The sequence below is a fragment of the Candidatus Poriferisodalis sp. genome, from assembly GCF_965208485.1.
GTDB lineage: Bacteria > Actinomycetota > Acidimicrobiia > Acidimicrobiales > Poriferisodalaceae > Poriferisodalis.
The window spans coordinates 1,510,053-1,536,263 of sequence record NZ_OZ242344.1; the positions used below are offsets into that span (position 1 = coordinate 1,510,053).

The window sequence follows — 26,211 nt, forward strand, 5'->3', positions numbered from 1 at the left end:
TCAGTTTGCAGACGACATTTGCTTGACATATGCTTGACGCATGAGCGGCGCGTTGCTCGACGCGTTTCTGAGTGAGATGCGAGCGGCGCTGGAGGGCCTTGCGGCTGTTGACGATGGCTCCGCTGGTGCCAGTTTCGCCGATGCTGTTGCGCACGGCCGGGCGCTGCTTGAAGACCCGGCCGCCGAGACGCTCACCGCGGCCGCCGCAGAGTTGGCCAGTTCCGTGCGTATTCTGCAGCGTCGCGGCCTGCCCGTCGATGAACTGGCATCGCTCGGAGATGAGCTGCAGGCAGCGCTGTTGGCGACGGTCACCTCTGAGACTCGACGAGAAGCCCGCGAGTACGCACATAGCGTCGGCGAGCGCATGCTGGTTGAACTGGAACAGCAATCGGCTTCGCCCACTGAGCTGGCTGCTCGGCTCGGCGTCGACATCAGTCAGATCAGCCGAGCCGCGCGGGTGCTACGCGATGGCGGCCTGATCGAGGTCGACCAGGCGACCGGCGACCGGCGACGACGCAGCTATCGGGTGGTTCGGGGCGGATCCGCTATCCGACGCAGTTGGAGTTGGCAGATTTTCGCGGAACGGCTGCCGACGCTATGCGCCGACGATGTGTACAGCGACCTGCTTCCCGGACGGGTGGGTGACCGCCTGCCAACAGCGAGTATGACCAGAGTCTGCGCAGCATTTCGAGACGACCTCTTCTCGGGTCGCTACGTGCCGACGCCCGCACACGAAGCAGAGATTCCCAAGACGAGCGGTGGCTTTCGCCCAGCCGCGGCGCTGCGGTTTGCCGACCGATTGGTGTACGCGGCGCTCGTCGAACGCTGCCGCCCAGAGATTGAAGCGAGCTTGGTCTCCGAGCGGGAGGTTCTGTGGCCGCGCGGCCTCAGACGCGACAAGCAGTGGGTCGCGCTCGAGGGGTTTGTCAATCAGAGCGACGCGACCCATGTACTGGCAGTTGACATTCAATCCTTCTATGACTCGATTGGCCACGATGTGCTCACCGACGCGCTGGCGCGAGCAGATTGCGACGAAACGGTGGTGTCAGCGTTGGGCGAGTGGCTGGGCACGGTCATGGGCGACCGGAAGAGAGGGCTTCCGCAGGGACTCATCGCGTCCGATCCGCTGGCGACGGCCGTGCTGGCACCACTCGACGCGGCGCTGCGCTCGGCTGGGTTTCGCTTTGTGCGACACGGAGACGATCTGCGAGTGCTCGGCTCGTTCTCCGATGTCGCTGACGCAGCGCGGTTGATTCGTAAGGAACTGAGATCGCTGGAGCTAACCATCAACGACGACAAGACTCGGATGCTGCGCCACGCCACATACATGGGCCGTCGAAGCGAGGTCAGCGCCGCGGTGCGCGAGTATCTCGATGCATCAGACCACGTCGAGCGTCACTCGACAATCTTCCAGCTGCTCGATGCGCTCGGCGCCAGCGACGAACTGTCGTGGGGTTGGTATCACGAGACCCTCAGTGTCAGCGATGTCATGGAGTCAATCGGCGCCCCATGGGATCCGAGCGATACCACGGCACTGATGATTCTGTTGAAGGAAGTCGCCGCTGCAGAAGAGGCTTCTGCCCGCTTTGAACAATGGTGGAAGGGCATTCGCGCGCAGTCGAACACCGTGTTGATGCGGGCGGGAATCTCCCTGCTTTCTGTGGCGGGCGCAGCCGAAACTGCCACAGAACTCGAGGCCGCCGTCGTGGCGCGCCCGGAGTATGCCGACGCGTTGTCGACCTACATCGAGACAGCGGCACCCTCGAATCCGAGCGCCGTTGCGGGGCTCTTGCAGCGAATCGAGGAATCTGGCGTGACGTCGGGTGCTCAGTGGCTCCGCTTCTACGATGCGCTCGGCTCTGCCGGCGAGTCTGGCGAATTCGATGACCTTGCGCAGACCCATCTTCGTTCGGCGGATGGCGGTTGGATGCGACGGCTCCGAGCGGCCCGATTCATGGCACATCGCGGGAAGCTTGATGCCGACTACATCTCAGAAATCTCCACAGAGGCCCCGACGGCGCTCCGCGACGATGTCTTGGATCTGACGCGGCACGCTTCGCCCTTCTCCTTCAACGATGTCGCAAAGCACGAAGGCGCCACCACCGCCGCCCTCCTCGCCGCGACAGCCTGAAATGGCTGAGAACGTCTGACCATTCGCGAAGAATGACTCGGTCTAATCCTCGGCGAGTTGCGCGGCCACAGACTCGCTCTGCCTCGCGGACAGGCGAGCCGCCTCGCATCCGGACCGATGATTGAATCCACATCGCCGTCACACCCCATGCCGACGTCGCCATCTACAGCCCGGATGCTTGGCTGCGAAATACCAGCGGAGAATTCCAGAAGGATCGGGTTGGCACTGCGATTCGAGAAGCGGAGCTTGAGGACTGGGACGAGCAGGCAGAGGCACTTCGATGCCTCCTCAGCTGAGTCCTCGAGCAAGGGTGCCCCGCCGCCGGGGCACCACAGGATCGACAACCAGGGACAGTCATGGCCAAGAAGGCAAGCACGACCGTCGCCGCAGCCGGACGTGATCCCTCTACCGAACCGATCACAACGGCTGTGTTCGCCTTCGAAGGGGATTGGGAATCTGACCTGCGTGACCCGAGGAGCATCGAACCGATGCTCCACACCTTCCAAGCCATCGGCGAGCTCAAGTGCATCCGCCGCAACGTCGCCACCGTGCCCGAACCCGAGCACTACCTCGACAAGTGGCTCCACAAGCGCTACACCGGCTACCAAGTCGGCTACCTCGGCTTCCATGGCGAGCCCGGCAGCCTCTGACTCGGCGCCAAGCGCTACGTCTCGCTCGAAGACCTCGAAGCCCGCATCGACGGCCGGGCACAAGGCCGCATCATCGGTTTCGGCTCGTGCTCGGTCATGGGGGTCGGCGAGTCACGGCTGAGGGCGTTCCAGCAGAACACCGGGGCCCGTGCCGTCATCGGCTACCGCACCGATGTCGACAGCGACCTCAACTGGGCCGCGTTCGAGATCCTGCTGCTGGAGGCGCTGAGCCGATACCGCCAGATCGGCGTTCCTGCCCGGCACCTACGCGAGAACTACGGCTACCTCTGCGACAAGCTCGGCTTCGAGTACATCTACTGATCCGGCGGTCTCGGGCCGAGTAGGACCGCCCCCTTGAACTGGATCCGAGCCGCGACCTCGCGTACATGGTCGTCGTGTTCGTGGTCGCGACGAACCTGTGCGTCCGCTCGTTTCCTCTGCGATTCGCGGTAGGTGGCGGCGGCGGCGTTGGTCTGCTCGATCACGAACCTCAGCGTCTCTGCGTGGCAGCTCTCGACTTCGTCAATAGTCGTGCGCTCCAGGATCACGCGATCGTCCAGGACCCGGAGAATTCCGGGCCGATGCCTAGTGGTGAACCGCGGCGGCGAGTCCCAGTGCCGCACGAGCAGCTGTGCTTCGACACTGTCTGGTGTCCGGTTGAGGCCAATCGGAACGGCGTAGAGGGCTGATCCCCGAGTCCCGTCATTTCGAGGACGACCGACATCGTCTTTGAGTATCTCGGTCAACTTCAACGGTTCCATGTTCAGGATCCAATCTGCGAGTGCCGCCGCGCCGATACCGGGCCACTCGTGACTTCGGGATTCGGCTCAGTGGCGGGTGTCGCGCGGCGGGTTCGGGTCATTGCCTGGCGCGACGGCGTCGGAGTCTCGGATCCGTCCGTCGCGGCCGTGGATCCTCACTTCCCCGCCGCCGAGGTTGCCGACGATCTCCTTTGCCCGCTGCTCGGCAGCGGCCTGGGTGTCGCGATGTGCGCTCGCCCGACTGGCGCCGGGGGCCTTGACATCCCACCCGCCCTTCGGGTTGGGCACGACATGACGGTTGTTGCTGTTCGACATCTGAGTGCCCTTTCGCTTGCAGACTGTATGAAAGATACCTCGGTCTGAAAGATACCTCGGTAGCTTGATTATTTGCAACCTAGGCCCTAGAGTAACTCTCGCAACCGACCACGGGAGACCGCCATGCCCGACGCACAGAAGGCCATGACACTGAGACTGCCGTCCGAACAGGCCGACGCGCTAGAGCTCGTCGCCGACGTCGACGGCGTCAGCATGTCGGAGGCGGTGCGCGACGCGATCGAGAGTCACATCGAGAACCGCCGGGCCGACGAGGGCTTCCAGCAGCGGCTCGCCGCTTCGATGGAGCGTCACAAGCGCATCCTCGACCGGCTGGCCACCTGAGAGACCCATGAACTACCTCGGGCTCGACGACGTGTTGGCGATCGCCTCGGCGGTCCTGCGCGTCGAGCCCGAGGTGCTCATGCGCACAAGTCGCATCAACTCTGCTGACTCAGCGGTACACGCTCCCGGCGCCACCTTCGGCGGAATCGAGTTCTACCCCGGACTCCAGCGCAAGGTCGCCGTCCTGGGGTATCGGCTCGTCCGCAATCACCCGTTCCCTGACGGGAACAAGCGTGTCGCGTTTCTCGCGATGGTCGAAATGGCCGAGCGAAACGGAGCGGCCTGGCACGAACCAGCCGACGACACCGGGGGTGACGAGACGGTCGAGATGATGCTCGCCGCAGCGGCCGGCACCGTCGACGAGGACTCCTTCGCGGCATGGGTAGAGAAGCGGGTCTCGTGATGGCAAACACGCCAGGAGCCGATCAGCCTGAGCAACTCGCGTTCGAACTCGGAGATCGTCCCGACACCCATATCTACGTGGCGTCAGCGCTAACCGCTCTCGAGCCGGACGACCGATCCGAGATCTCGCGTCGTTGCGAGATCATCGACCGGACCATTGTCGAGACATCTGGGTCCTTGGGACCCGCATGGAAAGTGCATCTGCCCGTGCTCTGGTCGGCACCCAATCCGGATGACCGTCGGTCGCCGCGTGACATCTATGAACTGAACCGGGGCCATGCGCGACGCGCGTCTGGACTCGTTCTTCTTGGCGACCACGGCGGAAGCCTGGGCGCGGGACAAGAGTTTGCGTGGGCGCTCGCGCGAAGGTTGCCCGTACTAGTCATCCTTGGTCAGGACTCGACTCTGAGCCGCCAAATCGAAGGTACGCCTGCCCGGATGTGTATTCGCTATGCACCGACTGATGCTGACCTACGTCTGCCCTGATTATTCACGAGTGTGGGGGCTGGGTTTGTTGGGGTCCGCGGAAGAGTCCCTCTGGCCTGCGATGATGCGTGTGTTCAACGACCGCATCGGCGGGTTCAGGGGGGCATCTGCGAGGTGAAATCTGTCAGTGTCGCGAACGCGTGTGTGGCGGGCGGCGGGGAGCGGGTGGTGTGGGGCGCCGGGCTGTTCGCTTTGGGCGGTTTCGCGGACGGTGTGGGGCTGACCGCGGAGCTGTCGGCTGTGGTGCCCCCAGCGGGTGAGCGCGCCCCGGTGCATGACCGCGGCGTGGTGCTGGTCCATGGGCTGTTGACGGCGGCTGGGGGCGGTGAGGCGTGCAGCGATGTCGAGCATCTGAGAGCGCAGCGGGAGCTGTTCGGCGGTGTGGCGTCGGACTCGACGCTGTGGCGGGTGATCACCGGTCTGGGCGCGGGCGGCGCGGGCGGCGCTGCTGGGCGCGGCAGGGCCAGCGCGCGAGCGGTTGAGGGCCGACGCGGACCGCAGCGGCGCGCTGGCGGTCGATGTCGGCTCGACGCTGGCGGGTGGTCCACTGGGAGAACAAGGCGGGCGCGGCGGCGCATTGCAAGCGCGGCTTCGGGTTTCATCCGGTGGTGTGCTCGACATCGGACGGGGAGCCGCTGTGGGTCAAGCTGCGGGCGGGCAACGCCGCCGCGAACAGCATCGCCGATCGTCTCGAAGTGCTCGACGCTGCGGTGGCGGTGCTGCCGCTCGCCGACGCGGCCGGGCACCGCGGAGGCGACGACAGCAATCTCGCGCTGCGCCCGCTGGTGGCGCGCATCGACGCCGCGGGCGCCTCGCCGGCACTGGTCGGCGAGCTGGCCGGGCGCAACATCGGCTATGCCGTGTCGGCGCGCTCCTCGCCGGCCGTCACAGCGGCGGTCCGCTGTGCTGTGGGGGAGCCGAGCCTGTGCCACGACGTCCCCGACCGCCCAAAGCAGCGCCGCGGCCGCGCTCAGGTCGCGGACCTCGCCGACCTCGCCGATCTCTCAGGCCGGCCGCCCCGCACGCGGCTCGTGGTGCGCCGAGAGCCCCGCCACCCCGGCGCGCAGCGCAGCCTGTTCGCGAGCGAGAACTTCCGCTGCCGGGGATTCCTCGCCGACCAAGCCGGCCACCCGACCCGGCTCGGCCGCCTGATGCGCAAACACGCCGACATCGAGGACGCCATCGCACGCCTCAACCACAGCGGCCCGGCGCGCGTGCCCTTCGCCGACTGGCACGCCAACAGCACACGGGCCGCCCTGCGCGCCCTCAGCTTGATGCTCGTGGGCTGGTTCCAAAACGCCTGCCTCACCTGCCCGCTGCGACGCGCAGCGCCCAAACGGCTCCGCCGGCAACTCTGGCACCTGCCCGCTGCGGTGTGCCGCAGCGCACGACGCGTCCTTTTGCGGCTGCCCCAACAGCACCCAGGCGCCAAAGCGCTGCTCGCCATCGCCCACCCCCACTGACACAACATCCCCCCGCACCCCGAACCGGCGCCTTCCCGCCCCGGCGGGCCAGCCCCCACACGCCCCCACAGCCACACCGGCCCCGCCGGGCACCCCCAACGGCTCCAACAGCCCCACCCCTGCCGGCCCCGCCACCACACACCGCCCAAAACCGGCACCCGCCACACCCAAAAAACGATCAGAGCAATTCACGTGAATAATCAGGGCTAGATGATCCAATGATGATCTCTTCGAGCCGCTGTCCGTTCGCCTTGCCAAGCCTGGCTCGGGAGGCGGCCTCGCACGCGTGCAGCTGAGCCGCTAAGCCGGTGTCTCCACGATCAGCGGTCGCCTGCTCGACCAGCCAGTCTTGGTCGACTTCGTGGTGGGTCGGCCGATTCTCAGACAGTTCGGCCACGTACCGCCCGACCTGTCTCGGCAAGTTCAACAGCACCGCCGGACAGCCGTAGATCCTCGGCAGAGCGCCCGGGCTGCGCCGGTAGCGAAGGCTGCCCAGGCAGAACGACACGGCCTTCCAATTGGGCTGCTCCCGACTCAATTCCTCATCGAGAGCGAACACGAGGTACCCAACGTCACCAATGAACGCCGGGTAGCCCTGCAGCGCCGAAACCGTTGGGTCCTGCACGGCAGACCATGCGCTGCCGTCAGCGACCGAATGCTCCTCATACTTGTCCGAATTCGGTTCCAGGCCGAGCGAGTCGAGCGCCTGGCAGTAAGCGTCGTATGCGGACGCCGTGGAAGCACCACTACGGACGAAAATGAAGCTGTCGTCGGAGTAGCGCAGGTGGGCCAATTCGGCTTCGGCAAGTGCTCGATCTACGACGCCAAGCACGAGTCCGGCGATCACGGCTGACGCCTCGGGACCGATCGGAAGCCCTCTGGGTGCGCCGACCAGGACCAGTCCATGCAGCAGCTCCACGAGCGGGCCTATCCGTTGGGCATCGAGTCCTTGCGACACCAACGCACGTTCGACAATCTCGGCACTGATACTCGGATAGCAGCGCCGAATGTCGCACTTCACAAGCGTCGCGTACCGGCCTGAATCGATATGCGCCGAGGCAACATCCCGCAGGCACTGCCAGGCATGATTGCTGGGTTCGATCTGCTAGCCCTGATTATTCACGTGTCTGGTGTTGGGGGCTGTTGGGGTCCGCGGAAGAGCCCCTCTGGCCTGTGACGATGCATGTCTGCAAGGAACGCATCAGCGGGTTCAGGGGGGCATCTGCGAGGTGAAGTCTGTCAGTGTCACGAACGCGTGTCTGGCAGGCGGCGGAGGCCGGGTCGTGTGGGGCGCGGGACTGTTCGCTTTGGGCGGCTTCGCGGACGGTGTGGGGCTGACCGGCGCGTTGTCGGCGGCGGTGCCAAGGTGGGGGGAGCGCGTCCCGGTCCATGACCGGGGCGCGGTGCTGGCGCATGCGTTGTTGACGGTGGCTGCGGGCGGGGAGGCGTGCAGCGACATTGAGCATCTGCGCGCGCGGCGGGAGCTGTTCGGCGGTGTGGGGTCGGACTCGACGCTGTGCCGCACGGTCACCGGGTTGGGCGCAAACGGCCCCGAGGCGTTGCTGGGCGCCGCGGCGCAGGTGCGCGAATCGGTGTGGGCCGGCCGCGACCGCAGCGGCCCGCTGGTGGTCGGCATCGACTCGACGCTGGCGGGTGGTCCACTCGGGGAACAAGGCCGGCGCCGCGCCGCATTGCAAGCGCGGCTAGGGGGTTTCATCCGATGATCTGCTCCACCGCGGACGGGGAGCCGCTGTGGGTCAAGCTGCGGGCGGGCAACGCCGCCGCGAACAGCATCGCCGATCGTCTCGAAGTGCTCGACGCGGCCGTGGCGGTGCTGCCCGAGCGCGACGCGGCAGGCCACCGCGAAGGCGACGACAAAGAGCTCGCAGAGCGCCCGCTGGTGGTGAGCATCGACGCCGGCGGCTGCTCAGCGACGCTCGCGGCGGGACTCGCGAAGCGCAACATCGGGTTCGCGGTCTCAGCGCGCTCCGCGCCGGCGGTCCAAGCAGCGATCCGCCGCGTCGTGGGCGAGCCGGGCCGCTGGCACAACGCCCCCAAACGCCCCCGACAGCGCAAACGCAGCCGCGCTCAGGTCGCGGACCTCACCGACCTCGCCGACCTGTCGGGGTGGCCCGAGCGGACACGGCTGGTGGTGCGCCGCGAGCCGCGGCACCCCGGCGCGCAGCGCAGCCTGTTCGACAGCGACAGCTTCCGCTGCTGGGGGTTCCACAGCGACCAGCAAGGCGACACCGCGCAGCTCGACCGCCTGATGCGCTCACACGCCGACGTCGCCGACGCCGTGCGCCGGCTCAAGGACAGCGGCCCGGCGCGCATGGCGTTCACCGCGTGGAACGCGAACAGCGCATGGGCCGCCATGCGCATGGTCGGCCTCGCGCTCGTGGGATGGTTCCAGAACGCCTGCCTGGACGGAGCGCTGCGCCGCGCGGCGCCCAAACGGCTCCGCCGGCAGCTGTGGCGCCTGCCAGCGCTCGCGTGCACCAGCGCACGGCGCACCCTGCTGCGCCTGCCCGAACAGCACCCCGGCACCCGAGCGCTGCTCGCCATCGCGCACCCCCGCTGACCCCCTCCGCGCACCCAGCCAGCACAGCTCCCCGCCCAGCGGGGCAGCCCCGCCGCGCCCCAGCACGCACCCGAACCCCCAGCGCACCCCAAACCGGGACCATCAACAGCCCCGCGACGCCCCCAACGACACTCCCACAGCCCCAGACCGCCAAAAGAAGCGCACAACACACCCCCAAAACGCCCGACAGAACTCTCGTGAACAATCAGGGCTAGCGTGGAGTAGTTGGTGAGGGTCCGGGCCGCGTAAGGAGGGCGAAGCCGCGTAAGGAGGGCGAACTCCCGCAGCAAGGGGAACAGGTCGCGCGCCGAGGGTCGTCGGGTATGCCGTCGAGCACTGCGCCTGTGCCAGCGCCCGCCGATGGTGACCTGTCGGCTGCGCCAGAAGACCTCGCCGATGTTGTCATTTCCAGGCGGATCAGTCCCCATGTCGCCCGAAGGTCGATACATCTATGGGAATATGGTGATATGTCTTCCTTGCATCGCTCCAAACGCGCCAGTTGAAGACCACGAAGTGCCGTTTTCCAGCGATCCAGTTCGGCATAACTGCAGGTCAGGGCGTCGTCGATACCGCTGAGTCCGGGTAGGTCGAGCAGCACCCCTGCTCGATTGGTTCGCTCGAAATGACGCTTTTCCGTGCAGTGGTCACCGTACGTAGCACCGCAATGCGGCCGTCGGCATGCTTTCGCATGACCGCCCGTAGGTCGGCCTGCCAATGTGCAGCGGAGACGACGCCGTGGCTGGGAATCGCAGCATCAGGGCATCGTCTCGCCGCTGTCGGCCATGGGCAGCGTCAGTTGTCGACTCTGGTCTCTGATAACGAATCTGGCTCCCTCGATGCGAAGCATGGCGAATGGAGTGAGGACTGCGACGCCCAACTCGGCCGCGGCGTTGGGAATCTTGATCCGTGTCCGCTTGCTGCCCGGAACTTCGTGTGTCACCACGCGGTGACCACCCGCGAGCGCGTGGCCGAGCAGGAATGAGTCGGCGACGGCCGCGAACTCGGCCTTCGCACTCGCGGTGTAGTGAGCCGATTCCCTGGCCCACCGGTTGACCTCGGACACTGCTTCGATGTCGGCCTGGGTCGGCTGCGAGAACATCTGGCGGTGAGTCCTCGCCCATTGGGCGAGTTCATCGCTCTGGCCCATGAGCTCCTGGTAGACCGCCTCAACGCTGCACACGGTTCCGGCTTCGCCCATCAATTCGAGCCAGTCCCAGAATCCGGGGCAGAAGTCGAAGCCGTAGTGCAGGTTCTTCGCAGAGATGAAGACGTTGGAATCCAGCAGGTACGCCATCACAGGACTCCGAGACTGCGGCCGAGTCCTTCCAGTGTCGAGACCTTCTTCACCTCGAGCAAGCGGAATGCCTCGGTAAATGAGGTGCGCCCCTCGAATGTGCTCACGAGGAGGTCGCGTGCGAACCGCTTCCCCACCTGGATCGGCTTGGTGTTGTAGTAGTTGCCGCCGCCACCGGTGCTGCGCTCCACTCGAAGGGCTGCGATCCGGCGTCGTTCGATGTCCAGTTCGGACATGAACTCGTCCCAGTTCAGCTCGCCGGCCTCACGCACTCTGGCAAGAATCACCTGCGTCGACACGCGGAACCGCCGCGCCAGCGGCTCAAGCTGCCCTTGCAGGTTGGCCACCGGGTCAAGTGCATGCCTGAACTCGGCCATTGGCACCAGCAGCTCGGCTGCGACCGCGTTGCACCACCGCTCCTCAGCGAACTCGATGCCCGACTCAGGCTCCACATCGGACAGAGCCGATGCGCCCAACCACAGGTGCGCGAGCTCGTGGGCGAGGGTGAAGATCTGCGCAGCCCTGGCATCGGCCCCGTTGACGAACACCAGCGGGGCGTAGTCATCTGCAAGCGCGAACCCCCGGAACTCCCCCGGGTCGAGCCTGCGATGCGTGTTCGCGCCGACAACCCCGCTGATCATCACCAGCACGCCCAAGTCCTCTGCGCGCTCGCGAAGCTGGGCGAGCGCGTCCTGCCGGCTCCGCAGATCGTGGCGAACGTCGCTCGTCCACCCAAGCGCCTCGCGCATCGATGCCCCGATCCTCTCAGGCGGAGTCGAAGTCGTCGCAGAGCCGACGAAACCGACGGGCGGCTCGTTGTGTAGCAACTGATTGTCCCGGTACCACTCCTGACGAGCCTGTGCGGCGTACAGGGTGTCGAGCAAGTTCCCCGTCACCGCCGCTGACGGGCCACGGGCCTTGGGCATGCGGAAATCTGCGACGGGGAGCGACTCGACCGGCGGCTCGTCCAGCAGCAAGAAACCGACGGGCGTATAGGTCTTGGCTGCAAACTCCTGCAACTGACGCATGGTGGGTTGCTTGTCGCCGGCGACCCACTCCTCGAAGCGCGGAAAGCGCTTGGGCCAGACCTCTTCGTCGATGCCCGATCGGCGACGCGCCCACTGAAACAGCGCAGGATGGACCTCCACTCGGACGCTCACCGCCTCAGTATCGCCGCTCAGCAATCGCGCTGTGGCAATCGGCCAAGGGGCAGTCGCGCGAGGAAGTGCGGCGTCCCCCCGAACTTGGCGCTGCGCTGAGGAAGGCTCGAGAACCGCATGTCTCTCCGCTCGCGGGGCACTCAAGGCACGCGAACCCGCCGAGACGGGCTGATGTCAGCGCTGCTCGGAGTCGTCCGCGCCGTCCCGAAGCCTCACATAGCGTTCAATACTCTCTCGAGCTACTCGACGCCCGAATTCGCTCGGATCCTCGGGCCTGGTCAGCCCAGGCTGGATTCTGATCGCCCGCGACCGATCCAGTTCCCGCCAAAGATCATCTTTGGGTGCCCGTGCGATCATGCACCGTCCAGTGTGTCGGGACGACGAAGCCGGCCACCGCAGTCGAAGCATCAGCGATTCAGATTCAAGCCGTGATTGGGCAAGCCGCCAAGCGCAGGCACCCAGGAGGCCGAGACTCGGGCCGTTTCCGCTTTGCTGGCGGTGCTTTCGATCGTGCGTCCGTTCTCAAGGGCGCTCCTCGCACCGCTTGGCGCGACCCGCGAGCGTCCATCGAAGTCTACACAGAAGTCACGCATACGACGACCGACGGCCGTACCATGCGACCGGACGGCTTCGTGCGAGTCGAGTTCGGCCGCAGAAGCAAGTTCGAGGCACTCATCGAAGCCAAGACTGGCGACTCCAAACTCGACGCCGAGCAGATCAGCGCCTACGTCGACCTGGCCCGTCAGCACGGCTACGACTGCGTCATCACTATCTCAAACGAGATCGCACCATCACCCGGTGTTCACCCGACTGGCCAATTGCGACTGCGGTCCAATTCAAAGGTCAAGGTTCACCACCTCTCGTGGGCAATGATCCTCTCCGAAGCCGTGAAGGAACACGCACATCGCGGCGTCGAGGACCCCGAGCAGGCATGGATACTCCACGAACTCATTCGATACCTCGAGCACCCCAAATCAGGAGCCCTGGAATTCTCCGACATGGGTCCCAACTGGACAGCAGTGCGGGACAGTGCCCGCGAAGGAACGCTCAACCGACGAGACAACGCTGTAGTCGAAATCTGCCAACGGTGGGACCAACTGCTCAGGTTCGCAGCATGGAGCTCGGGCGCCCACGGTGGCGACCTTGGGCCAGCTGCTCGAGGACTCCCGAGCCGGGCTCGGGGAATCCCGCAATGAACCTGCCCGGTTCCGCGTGCTACGCCGTTCCGAGATGGGACAAGGCCGTCGCTCGGTTCGCAAGCCCGGTTTCATCGAGGTGATTCTTGATGCTGTAGAGACCTTCTACGGCGAAGTCCTCCAGAACCTGCGCGCTGTGATACCCGCAGCGCCGCGCCTCGAGCGTCGGACCGATGCTGAGACCGCGGGTACGGGCGCATCGGAAGAACGGTCACAGTCGCAGTAGGTCACTTCAGCCGCCTCACACTCATCAGCTAGCCGAGGGTCTCGTCGCTTCCGAACAACTGCGGCCCCCCGATTCGTTGCTCGCAGCCGTTCTGTGCCAGCCAGTCGGCAGCATCCAGCAAGATGTGAAGCTCCTCGTCGTTGATGTGCCGCACGTCACGATGCACATGGTGGCGCGCAATGCGTCTCACGGCTTCGTGCAGGGGCAGCCCCTGATAGTTGCGCTCCTGTGCCATGCGGGCGAGTCTCGCGCGCCACCGGCACTAGCCAAAGGGACCCTGCGTGGCCGCTCTGGAAGTTGAACCTCGCCGGCCGATGCGCAGGCTCCAACCCGTGGAGCATCGAACCGATGCTGCGCACCCTCCAAGCCATCGGCGAGCTCAAGTGCACCCGCCGCAACGTCGCCACCGTGCCCGAACTCGAGCACTACCTCGACAAATGGCTCCACAAGCGCTACACCGGCTACCAACTCGGCTGCTTCGGCATCCACGGCGAGCCCAACAGCCTCTGGCTCGGCGACAAGCGCCACGTCTCGCTCGAAGACCTCGAAGCCCTGATCGACGGCCGGGCGCAAGGCCGCACCATCGGTTTCGGCTCGTGCTCGGTCATGGGAGTCGGCGAGTCACCGCTGAAGGCGTTCCAGGAGAACACCGGAGCCCGTGCCGTCATCGGCTACCGCACCGATGCCGACAGCGACCTCAACTGGGCCGCGTTCGAGATCCTGCTGCTGGAGGCGCTGAGCCGATACCGCCAGATCGGCGTTCCTGCCCGGCACCTACGCGAGAACTACGGCCACCTCTGCGACAAGCTCGGCTTCGAATACGTCTACTGAACTCGAGTCCGACGCAATTCAAATTGTTCTAATATCGAACATGTGACGCCGGACACCGAAGAACTTGGGCAGCGCATCGCAGCTGCTAGGCGGGATGCCGGGCTGACACAGGCCGAGTGCGCGGCGCGTGCGGGGTTGCACCGCAGTGCCCTGGCCAAGATCGAGACCGGCGGCCGGGGAGTCGGGGCGACGGAATTGGCCAACATTGCGAATTCCCTCGGCACCCGAATTGAGTGGCTGTTCAATGAGGCGCCAGCAGCAGTAATTTCCCGTCGACGCGGCCGGGACATCGACGCTCCGAGTCCGACCATCGATCGAATGGTGGAGCGAGCAGTCCGCGAAACGGAGTTCCTGCAGCGTCTCGGTGTCGGACTTGAGATGCCGCCGTCACCCGCCCTTGACTTCCCCACAACGAACGAAGGGGCAGAGACTGCGGCGGCGACTACGCGCCGTCTGCTGGGTTACGACACCGACGAGCCGGCGAACAATCTCGCCCGTGCCGCCGAAGCGCTCGGATTGCTGACATTCTCGCTGGCGCTCGGAGATGAAGGCGCTGATGGGGCTTCGATGCTGCTCGTCGAAGGCGGCGTGGCACTGGTCAACGGCACTCTGGCAGTAGGGCGCCGCCGTCTCACGCTCGCGCACGAGATCGGTCACTACGTGTTCGCCGACGAATACTCCACTGATTGGGAGGTTGCGCAGACGCAGGCAGAGGGATTAGAGGCTCGCATCGATCAATTCGCGAGAGCGCTGCTGCTCCCTCACACCGCACTGCGCGACCGTTGGCACGGCGGCGAGGACACACGCACTGACGCCATCCTCATCGCGAGCGAGTACCGAGTCGACATGTCAACGCTCGCGCAGCGACTCGCGGAACTCGACATCGCGGCGGCTGCTGAAGTGCAGCAGGTCCGGCGCACACGCACCCGCCAGGCAGACATCGTCGATCACGGACTCATCGTTCCTGTCGAGCTTGAGCCCCCGGCGCTGCCCGACGCATACAGCAAGGCCGTGCTGCGCGCCTACCGCGCTGAGGAGATCTCAGCCGCGCGTGCCCTCGACTTGTTGTTCGACACTTGGGACGGAGAAGAACTGCCGGAGCTTCCGACGCTGCCACGCGACGCCATCTGGTCATTCGTCAGTTGACGGACCAGCCTCCGAGAACGCTCGTGTTCGACACGGGACCGCTCAGCCACTTTGCACGCGCCGGCCTCCTGGATGCCCTCCAGCTCGTCGTCGGCGAACGCCGAGCAGTCATGCCTGATGCGGTGCAGCGCGAGCTGCGAGACGGCGTACATCTTCACCCGAGCATTCAGACCGCGCTCGAAGCCGATTGGATCGAGACGCATGAACTCGAGTCGGCTCAGGAAGTCGCTGCGTTCTCAAAGTACGCCGAGCGTCTGGTGTCAGGGAGCCGAAACTTAGAGTCCGCCATCAGTCAAGTCGCGTGATTTTCCCCCATGCGCAGGTCTCTGACCTGCGGAAATGCGTGAGCGGATCACGCGACTTAAGACGCGGCGGACCCTAAGTTTCGGGGCTTATGTAGGATAGTTGCCTGCAACGGTGCGACCAGCAAGAACGTTGTTGGATGCGAAAAGCGTTTCCGCAGGTCACAGCCGTGTCGTCAACTATCGTATGTAAGCCCCAAACCGAAGACTGGATCCCTGACTAGCCCGCGGCGGTCAGCGTCGCTGAGGCTCGGATTCCGCGATCTTCTGCTGCACCCGCGACCGCGCTCGTTCAACGAGTTGCGGAGGCGCCTCGTCGAGGTCCGTGACGATGCTCGCTTCGAACAGAGCGTGTCGCTCGGCCGGACTGAGCTTCTCGAGCTCTGCCGCCGTCAGGATCTTCTCGGCCATATGCCGATCTTAGGTTCAGCCCGAGCGGATCCAGCGTCTGAATTTCGCACGAGGCCGCGAGGCCGCCGGGGGGAACGGCTTGACCTTGGTGAGGCGCGGTTCCTAGATGGTTGTTTCCAAGGGGTCAGCGTAAACATCTATAGTGAAAGATACTGAAATATATGCAAAAAGATATTGAGCGCTCAGGAACACGGGCGCGAGCAGCGGATGTCCGAGCCGGAGCTGAGCCGGAGCGCAAGGTCGGCAACGGACTCAGGAGCCGAGCAACCCGCGATACGGAAATTATCGATGTCTCTCAATTCTTCTTGGTCTATTGCACACTCAAGTTTCCAGCGCCAACCTTGGAACTAATCATCTAGCGTTCGGCGTGTCGGCGGCGGCGTTCGGTGCTGCTGCTCGAACAGGGGGAATCTGACATGGCTGACATGAAGCTGGCGTTGTACTTGCCGAACTTCCGCGACCACGTGACCGTCCAGGAGCTCGAGGATCTCACCGACCTCGCTGAGGAACTGGACTTCGACTCGATCTGGACGCTCGACCGCATCGTCGTGCCGGAGGTATCCGACCGGGGCGAGCTCGAGTACCCGTTCGGGATGATGGAGCAGTTCCCCACGCAGCTCCCCGTCTCGGCCCGCGGCCAGTGGTTCCAGGGCTGGCCGCTCATCCCCTGGCTCGCCGCGAAGACCTCGAAGTGTCGCATCGGCATGAGCATCACCGACACGCCCTACCGTTCGCCCGGCGTGTTCGCCGCCGAGATAGCAACGGTGGACCACCTGTCGAACGGTCGCGTCAACGTCGGGGTCGGCTCGGGCTGGATGCCCGAAGAGTTCGCTGCCGCAAGCGCATCGCACCTCTTCCCGAAACGGCACAAGCACGTGCGCGAGACCATCGAGATCTGCCTGGGCATCTGGACGAACGACCTGTTCGAGTACCACGGCGAGTTCGCCGACTTCGGCCCCAGCGGCTTCGGCCACAAGCCGCTGCAGGACCCGCATCCGCCGATCTTCATGAGCGGCCTGCGCAACCCGGCCATCTCCGCCAAGCGAGTGGCCCAGTACAACCTGTCGGGCTGGATCGGCATCCAGGACACGCCCGAGGAACTGACCGAGTGGCTCACCGCCTTCGGCGACGAACTCGACAAGCTCGACAGCTCGCACAGCGTCGACGACATGGAGATCTCCAGCATGTGCTGGTTCGTGATCACCGACGAGCCGACCGATCAGACCCGCAACGGCAAGCTGACGAACCTGCTGGCCGGCACCGCCGAGCAGATCACGCAGAACCTGATCGAGCTGAAGGCTGCGGGCATGACCATGCCGCTCATCTGGCCGCCCTTCGCCGACGTGCCGGTCTCCAAGACGCTGGACGACCTCCGCCAGCTCAACGACGAGATCCTCCCCCAAGTGAACGCCGCCTAGCCCCTCGGCGGCTGCGCCGCTGTCAACGTATGCGGCGAACCGCAGCAACCAGCCCGACCGCGAAGCCCACGAACTCGATGAGCGCCAGGCTCAGCGCCGTGTGGAAGAACACACCCGCACCGTCGCCGATCACGTTGGAGTGCAGGTCTGGCGTGTCCAGAACGAAGTGCAGCAGGTAGCCGAACACGAACGACGCATACACCGACGCGGCGAACAGCGCAGCGCCCAGCCGGACGCTGCGACGGAACGCCACCCACACCGCGGCCAGCGGCAAGAGCGTCACCACCACAACGATGTACGCGAGCTGGACGGCCGGGATGGGCACATCAGCGGCCGCATGGCCATAGGTGTGCGTCAACCCGACACCGAGATGCAGCGCTGCGATCCCCGCCAGCGTGAACTGCTCAAACCTCGCGGAAGCTGCCATAGCAACTCCCATTGTCGCGGGCGCCCACCGACGGATGGCCCGGAGCCAGCTATGACCTAGCGAGCGGTCGTGAATACCCTCTCGCGCAGTATGCGCGTCATGGTGATGATCAAGGCATCCGCGGCGAGCGAAGCCGGGGTGATGCCCGACACTGAGCTGCTCGAAGCGATGGGCAACTTCAACGAAGAGCTCGTCGACGCCGGCGTGATGGTGTCAGGTGAAGGCCTGCTGCCCTCGGCCAGCGGCAAGCGCATTGCGTTCGACGGCGAGCAGCGCACGGTGATCGACGGGCCGTTCGAGCACACCAGCGAGCTCGTCGCCGGCTTCTGGATCTGGGAAGTCGCCGACATGGACGAGGCCGTCGCCTGGATGCAGCGATGCCCCAGTCCGATGCCCGGTACCAGCGAAGTCGAGCTCCGTCCCATCTTCGAGATGGACGACTTCGGAGACGCCATGACCGACGAGCTCCGCGACCAGGAAACCCGCCTGCGAGACCAGCTGGCCGACGGCTGACCGCCCCGCCGGGCCGCGAGCACGAGCTATCACGCTTAGCCCGAATCACTAGCCGTACTCTGCGGGGCACGACGGCTCAGCGATCCCCCGTGGTGGTGGTGTCGATCGACGGGATGGCCCCGCGGCACATCACCCGCACCACCATGCCCGCGCTCACCACGCTCGCCCTGCAAGGCGCGTCGTGCTTCACCGCCCGCACGGTGACACCGCCGCTGACGCTGCCTGCGCACACGTCGATGCTGCGCGGCGTGGATCCTGCCGCCCACGGTGTGACCGGCAACGCCTCGGCCGCGCCGCACACCGACGCGCCCACGTTCCTCAAGGCAGCCCGCGGTGCCGGCCGTTCCACCGCGGCATGCATCAGCTGGCTGCCGCTCGACGGCGTGATCGAACGCGACGCTGCCTCCGAGCGATTCGTGATCGACGGTGGCTACGACGCCGACAATGACCGCCGAGTGGTCGACGCCGCGGTCGCGGCCATCGGCGAAGCCCGCCACGACCTGGTGTTCGCGTACCTCATCGGTCCCGACCTGGCCGGGCACGACCACGGCTGGGACAGCGTCGAATACGTGGCCGCGGTCACCCGAGCCGACACCGCCCTGGCCCAACTGCTCGACGCCGCCGGTCCTCGCGCCAGCGTGCTCGTCACCACCGATCACGACGGCCTGGGGACCGGCCACGCTGACCCGGCCGCCGAGGTGATGGAGACGTTCGTGGTGGTGCGCGCCCCCGGCCGCATCAGGCCCGCCTCCGGCTGGCCCGCAGCCTCGCTTCTCGACGTGGCCCCCACTGTCGCCGACCTGTGCGGCATCACCCCCGACCACCGCTGGGAGGGCACCTCGCTGGCGAGCCGTGAACGCCCGCTCACCGACGTCTGATGGATCTGCTGGCCGCCAGCGCGCACCACACCTACGGCGAGCGGGTGACCATGCTCGATCATGCGCTGCAGGCCGCAGCGCTCGCAGCGGCGGACGACGCCGGCGACGAGATGGTCCTGGCGTGCCTGCTTCACGACCTCGGTCACCTGCTGGCCCGCGCCGGCGAGTGGGGTCTGCCCTCCCACGCGGAGGTCGGCGCCCGGGCGCTGCAATCGCTCCTGTCCCCCGGGATCGTCGAGCCCATCCGTGCCCATGTCCGGGCCAAGCAGTACCGGGTCGCCGTCGAACCGGCCTACTGCGACGCTCTCAGCCTCGCCTCGCAGATGTCGCTCGCCGAGCAGGGGGGCCCGCTGTCGGCCGAGGCAGCCGGAGCATTCGCCGCGAGCCCGTTCGCCGCCGAGGCACTGCAACTGCGCAGCTATGACGACGCCGGCAAGGTGCACGGTCTCACCATCCCGCCCCTCGAGGCCTATCGCCACCTCATCGACGCCGCGCTCACCCCTGCCCGCCCGATTGATCCCGCCTGGGCACGCGACGCCTGCCGGTGCGCCGAATGCCGCGACCCCGGCAACGACCAGCACCTCATCGATGCCGCGGCGCTCGAAGGCTGGACCGTCGTCCGCACCGACCAGCCGCGCCCGCCCGACAACGAGCTGACCGTCACCGTTCACCACTGCTCAGGCGAGCGGCACGTCTGTCGCATCCCCACGGCCCCATGCACCGACCTGCCCATCGAGCCGTGGCCGCCCGCCTTCGCCATACAGATCCGCTCCGACAGCACGCGCTGGGCCGGCCAGCACGGTGACCACACCGAGTTCGCTCGGCAGCTCGCCCGCCGCGGCATCGCCCTGCTGCACGACTGCGGAACCACACCCGGAACGGTGCTCGACGTCGCCAACGCCATCGGTTTCGTGCGCGTAACCAGCTACGACGCTCTCTTCGATGTCATCGCCGAGCCCGACCCCGTCAACCTCGCCTTCACACCGCTGGGCCTGCCCGCCCACACTGACAACCCCTACCGGGAACCCTGCCCCACGGTGCAGCTTCTGCACTGCCTGGTCGCAGCCGCCGACGGCGGCGCCAGCCGGTTCGTGGACGGGTTCGCGGCCGCTGCCCGGCTGCGCGACGACAATCCCGCCGCCTTCGAGACGCTCGCCACCACCGAGATCAGCTTCCGCTTTCACAGCGCCGATGTCGACCTGCGAGCCCGCCGCCCCCTCATCGAACTCGACACCGAGGGAGCGGTGCGGGCCATCAGCGTCAACAACCGCTCGATGGAGCCGTTGCCGGCCGACCGCACCGGCACCGCTGCCTTCTACACCGCGTACCGCTCATTCACCCGACTCCTCGACGGAGACGACTTCGCCATCGAGATCACCCTGCGACCCGGCGAGCTGGTCGCACTTGACAACCGCCGAGTGCTGCACGGCCGCCGTGCCTTCCGCTCCAGCGAGCGCCGGCACCTGCAGGGCTGCTACATCGACATCGACGCGATCCGCTCAACCGCCCGCATCGCCGTGACGTGAGCGGGCTCCGGGGCTAGTCCAGCACCGCGAACGGGTTCGTGACCCGGACCGTGCCGTACAGCCGGCCGTGTTCGAAGTCCTCCGAGAGCAGCTCGGTGATGCCATTCACCTCGGCGCATGCCCACAGGTGCGCATCGAACCACGACATGCCGTAGGCCGCCGCACCCCGCAACGCAGTGTGCAGCACCGTTGCGTCGGGGTAGATGACCGGGAACTGCACCATCAGCTCCTCGGCTTCCCGAGCCGCTTCAGCGAAGTCGAGCAGCCGGCGCTCGGGTCCGCCTCTGGTCGTGGCGGCCACGAACTCGACAATCGACTGGTGAGCGATGAACGCGCTGCCGTCCTCGATGCCGGCTCGCATCCGCTCGGCCGCTGCCTGCTGCTTGTCCGGGAAGCGAGCATCGACCCGGTACACGAGCACGTTGGTGTCAATCAGCAAGATGACCGCCGCGCTCGTACAGGTCGTCGCGGGTCCAGCCCCGCGATCCGGCCCGTTCGAACGTCGTCGCCGCCTCCCGGTGGCGCTGCCGCTCGGTCGCAGCGTCGAACAGCGCAAGGCGCGTCACCACGTCAGCCGGCTCGGGGCGGGCAGGCGCCGAGGGGGGCACTACCCGAATCACCTCGCCCGCTTCCTCAAAGCGGATCTCGTCGCCTGGCCTGATGCCGTAGCGATCAGCCACCGCCTTGGGCACGGTCACCTGCAGCTTGCTCGTCACCTTCGCCATCTCCTTACCATAGCAAGGACAGAATCCTTACTACAGCCGAGAGGCGAAGCAAAGCGGATTCTCAGGATCACATCGTCTTGTTTTTCACGACAGGTACTTGCAAGAGAGCGCCCCAAGGATGGGCCGCACCGCACGGCCTGCGAGGCGCTCGATGACCTCTGATCGAGCCGCAGGCTCTACTGTTCGAGACCCACTGGTCGGTGAGCAGCAGGGAGGAGTCCGAGCATGGATGCCGACAACGCGCAGAGCCTTATTGCGGACTGCTGGCGCGACGAGATCATCCCCCAGCTCGAGCGCTACATAGCGATTCCCGCGCTGTCGCCGAGCTTCGACGCAGACTGGGAGACAGCAGGCCACATCGAGGCCGCGGTTCAGCAGGTAGCGGCATGGCTCAAGTCCCGGCCGATCGCCGGCGCCACAGTCGACATCCAGCGGCTGCCGGGCCGAACCCCGCTGATCGTCGTAGAGGTGGAACCCTTCGGCGCGGCCGCGGCCAACGGCGCAGACGCATCCACCGTGGTGCTCTACGGACACCTCGACAAGCAGCCCGAGATGACCGGTTGGAAAGACGGCCTCGGCCCGTGGACGCCGGTGCGAGACGGCGACCGTCTGTATGGCCGCGGCGGTGCCGATGACGGCTATGCCGCGTTCGCCAGCATGACGGCAATCGAAGCCGTGCAGGCGAGCGGCGGCAGCCACAGCCGCTGCCTGATGCTGATCGAGGCCTGCGAGGAATCCGGCAGCCCGGACCTGCTGGACCATCTTGAGGCGCTCGGTGAGCGACTCGGCAACGTGGGCCTGGTGGTGTGCCTGGACTCGGGCTGCGCCACCTATGACACGGTGTGGCTCACTACCTCGCTGCGCGGCCTGGTGGAGGCCACCCTGCGTATCGATGTCATCGCCGAGGGCTGGCACAGCGGCATGGCCAGCGGACTGGTGCCCTCCTCGTTCCGGTTGCTGCGCATCCTGCTGGATCGCATCGAGGACGCCGACTCCGGCCACGTGAAGGTTGAATCGGCCAACTCCGACATCCCGCCCCACCGGGTCGCCGAGGCGAGAGCGATGGCCGAATTCCTGGGCGGCACAGGCGAAGACTTCGGCTTGATCGGCGATCTGCAGCTCATGGAGGACGATCCGGCAGACGGCCTGCTGGCCAGAACGTGGCGCCCTGCGCTCAGCGTCGTGGGTGCCGACGGCATGCCGCCCACCGCGTCGGCCGGCAACGTGCTGCGGCCGTTCACCGCCCTCAAGCTCAGCCTGCGACTGCCGCCGACCGCTGACTCCCGAGCTGCTGCAGCCGAGCTCGCCGAGCTGCTGCGCTCGAATCCGCCGCTGCAAGCAACGGTGAGCGTCGACGATGTCGACTGTGCTGACGGCTGGGACGCCCCCGATCTGGCACCGTGGCTGGCGACTGCGCTCAACGAGAGCGCGCTGAGCCGGTTCGGGCAGCCGATGCAGCTGTTCGGAGAGGGTGGCAGTATCCCGTTCATCGCCATGCTCGGCGGCATGTTCCCCGAATCGCAATTCGTCGTGACCGGCGTGCTGGGGCCGGAGTCCAACGCTCATGGCCCGAACGAGTTCCTCCACGTTGCTTACGCGGAGAAGCTCACCGGCTGCATCGCCGACATCCTCCACGCCGGAGCGACACGCTCCGAAGTGTGAACACAGCCCTCTCAGGCGAGCAGGCGATCGGTCAGCGCGGCTATCTCCGGATCGACGTAGGCACCGTCAGCTTGGATCTGGTGGTCGTCGAGCCACACCGACGGTGCCAGCACCACGCCGTCAGAATGGGTGGGCGAACCGAGCTCGGTCGCGCCGATGCCGATCTGCACGCACCCGAAGACCCGCTCGTCCTCCAAGATCCGTCCTGTCGGCCTGGGCACCCCCGGATTGAAGCCGTAGCAGAAGTGGTCGAACATCAACGCCTCGGCGTTGCCGAATGACCGCAGCCACTGTTCGTAGAGCTCGGCCTCGGGTCCCCCGGAGAAGTGGGTGACGTACCCATCCGCCACGGTCATGACGATCGGCCGCTCGAGCAGCCCGAGGCTGTCGGGCGGCCACGCGGCACCGTCGAACACCAGCGTGCCGTTCACCGACTCCCGGAACACCATGCAGCCGGACTGGCCGCCCAGCATCTGGGGCCAGCCGCCGTCGGCGGGGGGATCCTCCCAGAAGTGATCGCCCGCCGGATCCACCGTCATGATCACGTCGCAGCCCGCTGGACTGGTCAGCCGCACCGCCTCGACGGCCTGCGACCTGCGGTACAGCAAGGTCTTGACCCGTTCGAGCAGGGCGTTGTCCACCCTGCCGATCGTGCGGATCATCATGTCCGCGTCCATGCCGGTGAGCTCCACGTAGATGCAGCCGTTGGCGATAGCAGCCTCGTACGCGTCGCTGTAGAGGTGGTAGCCGACCGAGAAGTTGATCCAGTGCTGCGCCTGGGTCGCCGCGGCGGTCACCGCCTCGGGCGCCGGCCCGACAGGAGTGCCGGCCGGGTAACTCAGCACAGTGGGAATCGCGCCGGCCGCCTGGACCGCTGCCCTCGTCGCACGGGCAACCTGCAGGTCCGCCTTGCTGTCAGCAGTGATCAGCACCCGGTCACCCGGGGCGACCGGTCGGACCTCGGTAACCAGGACACGAGCCGCCTGCTGAAGCTCCGCCGCTGCCGCGCCAGCCACTTCAGCCGCCGTTCTCCCCGTCGGCATTGCTCAGCCGGTCGATGACCCTGCGGATGTTGAGGTTCGATTCGTACTTCACGTCAGTGACGAGGTAGGAGGTCACCGACTCCACGCCGTCGATCGCCTGGACCTGGCTGTGGACCAAGTCGCTGAGGTGAGGGACGTCCCGGCAGAAGACGTCCGCGAGCACGTCGTGCCCACCGGTCAGCGTGGCGACATACCCGACTTCGTCCAGTTCGGCCAGCCTCGAGGTCACCGCTTCGAGCTTCCCCGCGCTCACCCGCAGCAACAACGTGGCGTAGATGGCCAAGCCGGAGCGGTACGGATCCAGCCAGACGTTGAGGTGGAGCACACCGGCCTCGCGCATCTGGGTGATGCGGTTTCGCACGGTCCCGACGCTGACGCCGACTTCCTTGGAGATCTCGCTGTAGCTGGCTCTGCCGTCAACGCTGAGCATTCCGACAATTTCGAGGTCTAGATCGTCCAGCTGCACGACGTTGCGCCTCCCGCGTTGATGACGTCGAGCCGAGCCTTGTCCAGCGGGACGGATCGATGCGACGGCATAACTTGCAGTTATTGCGTTTTCAGAATACAAGATTTGCATGTATCGAACACTTGTGCTAGGACTTCTGCAATCCGAGCGGGCATATGCTGAACATATGCGCGTGTGAGTCTCGCCGTGAGTAACGGCGCGGACGCTCGGAACGGGGAGGACATCGGAATGAGGATCAGGACGTATCTCTGCGTTGCCGTCGCCGCAGCCCTGCTCGCTGCAGGCTGCACCAGCGGCACGGACACCGCTGACACGGCTGACACAACGGCACCGGCGGATGAGGCGGCGACCACCGAAGCGGCGGCTGCTCCTGCTGAGGCCGCAAGCGTCGAATTCGTCTATTCGAACCCGTACGGGTTCGGCGACCTCGACCCCTCGAGTGCGTTCTCGAACGAGAACGCACTGCTGCAGAACGTGTACGAGACGCTGACGCGGCTGGCCAATCCCGACAATTCCGACGAGGTGAGCGGCGTGCTCGCCGAGTCGTGGACCTCGAACGCCGACGCCACCGAGTGGACCTTCAAGCTCCGCGAGGGCGTCACGTTCCACGACGGCTCCCCGCTGACTGCCGCAGCAGTTCGTGACTCGCTGCAGCGCACCATCGACCTGGACCTCGGAGCGGCATTCATCCTGCTGCCCGTGGAGTCGATGGAGGCTCCCGACGACCACACGCTGACGTTCACGCTCGCGTGGCCGGCGCCGATGGACTTGGTGCTGTCCTCGCAGTACTCCGTCTACATCGTGTGCCCCTCCGCCGTCGGCAACGACTCCGCCTGGTTCAACGACGGCAACGCCTGCGGCACCGGTCCGTACACGATCGACGCTCACGACCCGGCGGGCAGCACCTGGCTGGCCCGGTTCGACGACTACTGGGGCGGCTGGTCGGACGGCCAGGTCGACTCCGTCGAGATGCGGCTCATCGAAGACCCTGTGCTGGCGGAGCAGCTCGTCCGCAACGGCGATGCCCACTTCACCTACAACCTGCCGTTCGACGTCTACGACTCGCTCGAATCCGACAGCGAGATCAGCGTCCTGCGCGGTCTGTCCATGACCAACCTCTTCGGGATGCTGAACGTCCGACGGCTCTCTGCGGAGATCCGCGAAGCCCTGGTGCTGTCGTTCCCCTACGACGATGTCACCGCGGCGCTGTACGGCGGCGAGGCGGTCCGCGCACGCGGCATGGTGCCGCTGACGGTGTGGGGCTCCAGTCCGGACCTGGATATTCCCCAGACCAACCTCGACCGGGCGCGAGAGCTGATCGAAGCGGCCGGCGCCGACGGTCTCACCGTCACCTACAGCTTTGACGCCGGCACCACCGAGCAGCAGCAAATCGGCGAAGTCTGGAAGGCGAACCTTGCCACGATCGGTGTCAACCTCGAGCTGGAGCCGCTCACTTGGGATGCCCGCTGGGAGAAGGCCCAGTCAGACCCCGACACCGCGCAGGACGTGTTCACCATGTTCTGGTTCCCGAGCTACGTGACTCCATTTGACTTCCTGTTCTCGACGTTCCATTCCGAAGAGGAGCCGTTCTTCAACCTCGGCTACTACTCCAATGAGGAGTTCGACAATCTGATCAACGAGGCGGACGCGGTCAGCGGCACCGATCGGGAGGCCGCAAGCGAGCTCTTCCGCCAGGCACAGGAGATCCTGATCGCCGACCATGCGGCCGTCTTCATGCTGGACGTGCCATCGGTGGAGGTCTTGCGGGCCGAGTTCACCGGGCATGTCCCGAACCCGGCCTATGCCAACGTCGTGCGGTTCTACGATCTGCGAGCCGTCCGCTGAGCCCGCACCCA

The 26,211-nt window shown here is 66.1% G+C and carries 31 protein-coding genes; 19 read left to right on the forward strand and 12 right to left on the reverse strand.

Features of this window, described 5'->3' with window-relative positions:
- Positions 1 to 40: 40 nt before the first annotated feature.
- From ACOGXQ_RS06960 to ACOGXQ_RS06970, 3 genes are all read left to right on the forward strand, one after another.
- A complete protein-coding gene (locus ACOGXQ_RS06960) occupies positions 41 to 2,131 on the forward strand; it encodes a reverse transcriptase domain-containing protein (protein ID WP_419946691.1) in 2,091 nt (696 codons plus the stop codon).
- A gap of 356 nt (positions 2,132 to 2,487) precedes the next feature.
- Complete coding sequence (locus tag ACOGXQ_RS06965) at positions 2,488 to 2,781, forward strand: hypothetical protein (protein WP_419946692.1); 294 nt, start codon at positions 2,488 to 2,490, stop codon at positions 2,779 to 2,781.
- A gap of 72 nt (positions 2,782 to 2,853) precedes the next feature.
- Positions 2,854 to 3,102 carry a hypothetical protein gene (locus ACOGXQ_RS06970; protein WP_419947353.1) on the forward strand — a complete coding sequence of 83 codons (249 nt, stop codon included), beginning with the start codon at positions 2,854 to 2,856 and terminating at the stop codon, positions 3,100 to 3,102.
- Here ACOGXQ_RS06970 and ACOGXQ_RS06975 read toward each other — a convergent pair.
- Complete coding sequence (locus tag ACOGXQ_RS06975) at positions 3,096 to 3,542, reverse strand: hypothetical protein (RefSeq protein ID WP_419946693.1); 447 nt, start codon at positions 3,540 to 3,542, stop codon at positions 3,096 to 3,098. The genes ACOGXQ_RS06970 and ACOGXQ_RS06975 overlap by 7 nt on opposite strands.
- A 66-nt stretch (positions 3,543 to 3,608) precedes the next feature.
- Positions 3,609 to 3,857, reverse strand: coding sequence for a DUF2188 domain-containing protein (locus tag ACOGXQ_RS06980; protein WP_419946694.1), 249 nt, complete (start codon positions 3,855 to 3,857; stop codon positions 3,609 to 3,611).
- Positions 3,858 to 3,980: 123 nt separating this feature from the next.
- Between ACOGXQ_RS06980 and ACOGXQ_RS06985 the strand changes: the two genes are divergently transcribed.
- The 3 genes from ACOGXQ_RS06985 (at position 3,981) to ACOGXQ_RS06995 (ending at position 6,550) form a co-directional block, all read left to right on the forward strand.
- Positions 3,981 to 4,199, forward strand: a complete 219-nt coding sequence (locus ACOGXQ_RS06985; protein ID WP_419946695.1) for a ribbon-helix-helix protein, CopG family — start codon at positions 3,981 to 3,983, stop codon at positions 4,197 to 4,199.
- A gap of 7 nt (positions 4,200 to 4,206) precedes the next feature.
- Entirely contained in the window at positions 4,207 to 4,602 is a 396-nt protein-coding gene (locus tag ACOGXQ_RS06990; protein WP_419946696.1) for a type II toxin-antitoxin system death-on-curing family toxin, read from the forward strand.
- A 1,003-nt stretch (positions 4,603 to 5,605) separates the two neighbouring features.
- A complete protein-coding gene (locus ACOGXQ_RS06995; RefSeq protein WP_419946697.1) occupies positions 5,606 to 6,550 on the forward strand; it encodes a transposase in 945 nt (314 codons plus the stop codon).
- 178 nt (positions 6,551 to 6,728) lie between these two features.
- Here ACOGXQ_RS06995 and ACOGXQ_RS07000 read toward each other — a convergent pair whose 3' ends face one another.
- Entirely contained in the window at positions 6,729 to 7,652 is a 924-nt protein-coding gene (locus tag ACOGXQ_RS07000) for an RNA-directed DNA polymerase (protein WP_419947354.1), read from the reverse strand.
- A gap of 127 nt (positions 7,653 to 7,779) precedes the next feature.
- On the opposite strand from ACOGXQ_RS07000, the gene ACOGXQ_RS07005 reads away from it, so the two are divergent.
- Together ACOGXQ_RS07005 and ACOGXQ_RS07010 are read left to right on the forward strand one after the other, a co-directional pair.
- On the forward strand, positions 7,780 to 8,274 hold the full coding sequence (locus ACOGXQ_RS07005; protein WP_419946698.1) for a transposase: 495 nt from the start codon (positions 7,780 to 7,782) through the stop codon (positions 8,272 to 8,274).
- On the forward strand, positions 8,271 to 9,131 hold the full coding sequence (locus ACOGXQ_RS07010; RefSeq protein ID WP_419946699.1) for a transposase: 861 nt from the start codon (positions 8,271 to 8,273) through the stop codon (positions 9,129 to 9,131). Before ACOGXQ_RS07005 ends, ACOGXQ_RS07010 begins: the two co-directional genes overlap by 4 nt.
- 754 nt (positions 9,132 to 9,885) lie before the next feature.
- Here the strand turns inward: ACOGXQ_RS07010 and ACOGXQ_RS07015 are convergent.
- A complete protein-coding gene (locus ACOGXQ_RS07015; RefSeq protein ID WP_419946700.1) occupies positions 9,886 to 10,425 on the reverse strand; it encodes a DUF4411 family protein in 540 nt (179 codons plus the stop codon).
- Positions 10,425 to 11,585 carry an ImmA/IrrE family metallo-endopeptidase gene (locus tag ACOGXQ_RS07020; RefSeq protein WP_419946701.1) on the reverse strand — a complete coding sequence of 387 codons (1,161 nt, stop codon included), beginning with the start codon at positions 11,583 to 11,585 and terminating at the stop codon, positions 10,425 to 10,427. Before ACOGXQ_RS07020 ends, ACOGXQ_RS07015 begins: the two co-directional genes overlap by 1 nt.
- Positions 11,586 to 12,199: 614 nt before the next feature.
- Here ACOGXQ_RS07020 and ACOGXQ_RS07025 point away from each other — a divergent pair.
- The gene (locus ACOGXQ_RS07025) at positions 12,200 to 12,781 is read left to right on the forward strand and encodes a hypothetical protein (protein ID WP_419946702.1); all 582 of its coding nucleotides are present in this window, start codon (positions 12,200 to 12,202) and stop codon (positions 12,779 to 12,781) included.
- A 34-nt stretch (positions 12,782 to 12,815) separates the two neighbouring features.
- A complete protein-coding gene (locus ACOGXQ_RS07030) occupies positions 12,816 to 13,007 on the forward strand; it encodes a hypothetical protein (RefSeq protein ID WP_419946703.1) in 192 nt (63 codons plus the stop codon).
- A gap of 28 nt (positions 13,008 to 13,035) precedes the next feature.
- Here the strand turns inward: ACOGXQ_RS07030 and ACOGXQ_RS07035 are convergent, their stop codons facing one another.
- Positions 13,036 to 13,242: a hypothetical protein gene (locus ACOGXQ_RS07035; protein ID WP_419946704.1), complete on the reverse strand. Its 207-nt coding sequence runs from the start codon at positions 13,240 to 13,242 to the stop codon at positions 13,036 to 13,038.
- Positions 13,243 to 13,355: 113 nt separating this feature from the next.
- Here ACOGXQ_RS07035 and ACOGXQ_RS07040 point away from each other — a divergent pair, with 113 nt between their 5' ends.
- Genes ACOGXQ_RS07040 through ACOGXQ_RS07050 form a run of 3 tightly spaced genes read left to right on the forward strand, consistent with a single transcriptional unit; the run spans position 13,356 to position 15,289 of the window.
- Positions 13,356 to 13,838, forward strand: a complete 483-nt coding sequence (locus tag ACOGXQ_RS07040) for a DUF6642 family protein (protein ID WP_419946705.1) — start codon at positions 13,356 to 13,358, stop codon at positions 13,836 to 13,838.
- Positions 13,839 to 13,880: 42 nt separating this feature from the next.
- Entirely contained in the window at positions 13,881 to 14,984 is a 1,104-nt protein-coding gene (locus ACOGXQ_RS07045; RefSeq protein ID WP_419946706.1) for a helix-turn-helix domain-containing protein, read from the forward strand.
- Positions 14,985 to 15,007: 23 nt separating this feature from the next.
- Positions 15,008 to 15,289 carry a hypothetical protein gene (locus ACOGXQ_RS07050; protein WP_419946707.1) on the forward strand — a complete coding sequence of 94 codons (282 nt, stop codon included), beginning with the start codon at positions 15,008 to 15,010 and terminating at the stop codon, positions 15,287 to 15,289.
- A 231-nt stretch (positions 15,290 to 15,520) separates the two neighbouring features.
- Here ACOGXQ_RS07050 and ACOGXQ_RS07055 read toward each other — a convergent pair whose 3' ends face one another.
- Positions 15,521 to 15,697: a hypothetical protein gene (locus tag ACOGXQ_RS07055; protein ID WP_419946708.1), complete on the reverse strand. Its 177-nt coding sequence runs from the start codon at positions 15,695 to 15,697 to the stop codon at positions 15,521 to 15,523.
- A 425-nt stretch (positions 15,698 to 16,122) separates the two neighbouring features.
- Between ACOGXQ_RS07055 and ACOGXQ_RS07060 the strand changes: the two genes are divergently transcribed.
- Positions 16,123 to 17,115, forward strand: coding sequence for an LLM class flavin-dependent oxidoreductase (locus ACOGXQ_RS07060; protein ID WP_419947355.1), 993 nt, complete (start codon positions 16,123 to 16,125; stop codon positions 17,113 to 17,115).
- Between the two features lie 22 nt (positions 17,116 to 17,137).
- Here ACOGXQ_RS07060 and ACOGXQ_RS07065 read toward each other — a convergent pair whose 3' ends face one another.
- Positions 17,138 to 17,542, reverse strand: coding sequence for a hypothetical protein (locus ACOGXQ_RS07065; protein ID WP_419946709.1), 405 nt, complete (start codon positions 17,540 to 17,542; stop codon positions 17,138 to 17,140).
- A gap of 90 nt (positions 17,543 to 17,632) precedes the next feature.
- Between ACOGXQ_RS07065 and ACOGXQ_RS07070 the strand changes: the two genes are divergently transcribed.
- From ACOGXQ_RS07070 to ACOGXQ_RS07080, 3 genes are all read left to right on the forward strand, one after another.
- A complete protein-coding gene (locus ACOGXQ_RS07070; RefSeq protein ID WP_419947356.1) occupies positions 17,633 to 18,055 on the forward strand; it encodes a YciI family protein in 423 nt (140 codons plus the stop codon).
- A gap of 89 nt (positions 18,056 to 18,144) precedes the next feature.
- A complete protein-coding gene (locus tag ACOGXQ_RS07075; protein ID WP_419946710.1) occupies positions 18,145 to 18,933 on the forward strand; it encodes an alkaline phosphatase family protein in 789 nt (262 codons plus the stop codon).
- Positions 18,933 to 20,459, forward strand: a complete 1,527-nt coding sequence (locus ACOGXQ_RS07080) for a TauD/TfdA family dioxygenase (protein WP_419946711.1) — start codon at positions 18,933 to 18,935, stop codon at positions 20,457 to 20,459. The genes ACOGXQ_RS07075 and ACOGXQ_RS07080 overlap by 1 nt, the downstream gene beginning before the upstream one ends.
- 13 nt (positions 20,460 to 20,472) lie before the next feature.
- Here the strand turns inward: ACOGXQ_RS07080 and ACOGXQ_RS07085 are convergent, their stop codons facing one another.
- Positions 20,473 to 20,898, reverse strand: coding sequence for a PIN domain-containing protein (locus ACOGXQ_RS07085; protein WP_419946712.1), 426 nt, complete (start codon positions 20,896 to 20,898; stop codon positions 20,473 to 20,475).
- Positions 20,888 to 21,184 carry an AbrB/MazE/SpoVT family DNA-binding domain-containing protein gene (locus ACOGXQ_RS07090; protein WP_419946713.1) on the reverse strand — a complete coding sequence of 99 codons (297 nt, stop codon included), beginning with the start codon at positions 21,182 to 21,184 and terminating at the stop codon, positions 20,888 to 20,890. The genes ACOGXQ_RS07085 and ACOGXQ_RS07090 overlap by 11 nt, the downstream gene beginning before the upstream one ends.
- Before the next feature lie 225 nt (positions 21,185 to 21,409).
- Between ACOGXQ_RS07090 and ACOGXQ_RS07095 the strand changes: the two genes are divergently transcribed.
- Positions 21,410 to 22,846, forward strand: a complete 1,437-nt coding sequence (locus ACOGXQ_RS07095) for a M20/M25/M40 family metallo-hydrolase (protein WP_419946714.1) — start codon at positions 21,410 to 21,412, stop codon at positions 22,844 to 22,846.
- A gap of 11 nt (positions 22,847 to 22,857) precedes the next feature.
- Here ACOGXQ_RS07095 and ACOGXQ_RS07100 read toward each other — a convergent pair whose 3' ends face one another.
- Complete coding sequence (locus ACOGXQ_RS07100) at positions 22,858 to 23,862, reverse strand: hypothetical protein (RefSeq protein WP_419946715.1); 1,005 nt, start codon at positions 23,860 to 23,862, stop codon at positions 22,858 to 22,860.
- Position 23,863: 1 nt separating this feature from the next.
- Positions 23,864 to 24,355, reverse strand: a complete 492-nt coding sequence (locus ACOGXQ_RS07105; protein ID WP_419946716.1) for an Lrp/AsnC family transcriptional regulator — start codon at positions 24,353 to 24,355, stop codon at positions 23,864 to 23,866.
- 228 nt (positions 24,356 to 24,583) lie between these two features.
- Between ACOGXQ_RS07105 and ACOGXQ_RS07110 the strand changes: the two genes are divergently transcribed.
- Complete coding sequence (locus ACOGXQ_RS07110; RefSeq protein ID WP_419946717.1) at positions 24,584 to 26,200, forward strand: ABC transporter substrate-binding protein; 1,617 nt, start codon at positions 24,584 to 24,586, stop codon at positions 26,198 to 26,200.
- The last annotated feature ends 11 nt before the right edge of the window (positions 26,201 to 26,211 follow it).